The sequence below is a fragment of the Nitrosospira sp. Nsp1 genome (genome assembly GCF_900100985.1).
Lineage (GTDB): Bacteria > Pseudomonadota > Gammaproteobacteria > Burkholderiales > Nitrosomonadaceae > Nitrosospira.
Map to the genome: position 1 here is coordinate 1 of NZ_FMUF01000048.1, position 1,261 is coordinate 1,261.

The 1,261-nt window shown below is 48.0% G+C and carries 1 protein-coding gene; it reads left to right on the forward strand.

The features are described from left to right. The first annotated feature begins 107 nt into the window (after nucleotides 1–107). Nucleotides 108–1,169 carry a DUF2971 domain-containing protein gene (locus BLP78_RS14990; protein WP_143002984.1) on the forward strand — a complete coding sequence of 354 codons (1,062 nt, stop codon included), beginning with the start codon at nucleotides 108–110 and terminating at the stop codon, nucleotides 1,167–1,169. Nucleotides 1,170–1,261 lie beyond the last annotated feature (92 nt).

Below are 1,261 nucleotides of genomic sequence, written 5' to 3' on the forward strand. Positions count from 1 at the left end.
CGTATTGCGCCAGCGGTAGACATCTCCGCGGAGCAACAGCTAACCCAGGTGCGAAACCGGATCAGTCAGTTTGAGCTAAACTGCGCACTACGCATGAACGGCTGGTTTTGGCACCATCTCGACAAAGAAATATAGAGCTTTTCAACAAACTCAACGTTTTGCGTATACTCGCCGCTTTCAACATTGGTGGTGGCGTCATGGTCAAAAGCAACAAAATCGTTCCGGCTGACATGCTTGAGGCAATTGAGTCTTGCTATCAGCGGTGTGCAGAACACGTAGATGAATTCGCAAGCCAGATGGACTCCCAACCAGCGCCAGCCAGTGTATACCACTACACGAATAGCACGGGTTTACTCGGAATCTTGGAGAGCGGGAAAGTCCGGCTGACCGACATATTCGGTCTCAATGATCCTTCCGAGCTTCGACATGGCGTGAATCACGCGTGTGAAATTCTTGCAGCAGAAGCACTGAAAGATCATTCGGCGGCTAAACTCTTTGCTGAAAAATTCATTAGGGTGATGGGTGGAGGCGTTCAAGAATCCGCACATTTCTTCGTCGCCTGCTTTAGTTGCGATGGGGACGATTTGGGGCAGTGGCGCGCCTATGGAGACAATGGGAGAGGTTTTGCCTTGGGATTTGGAGGTGGACTGATAGAAAAAGCATTTGTAAACGTAGATGAGCGTGGTTACGGTAATGCTGGCTTTCCTGTTACTTATAATGACGCTTTGCTTCGCAAAATGCATCAGCTGCTTGTGCGAGAAGTTCTTCCCCTGATCGGAATGCCCTTTAGCAGGAATCTGAGCGATGCTGCGACCAATGAGTTTATGAAAGAGCTTTCCATTCACCTAAGTGTTTGTGTGATTCGCGCGGCTATTTTCTTTAAGCATGAGGCATACAAAAACGAACAGGAATACCGATTCCTACAAATTCGTGAGGTGAATCTACCGGTTGACGATTTGAAACATCGAACATGGGGCTATTCTTTGATTCGTTTCGCCGAATTTGACTGGAAGACCAGAGATCAACACGCACTACGGGAAATTGTCATCGGACCAGCCGCTAATGAGAACGACGCGCGATTGTTTGCTCGCAACTGCTTACTCGCCGGTGGATTCGACCCTGAAAAGGTAATTGTCCGTCAGTCCAAAATTCCGTACCGTAGCAATTAATTCTCACCAGCGGTCGAACGTCTGTTCCTGACACATTTCTGCCTGTGGCGAAAGTAGCAAAACCTTGAGAATTCATTAAATTCAACAGATTA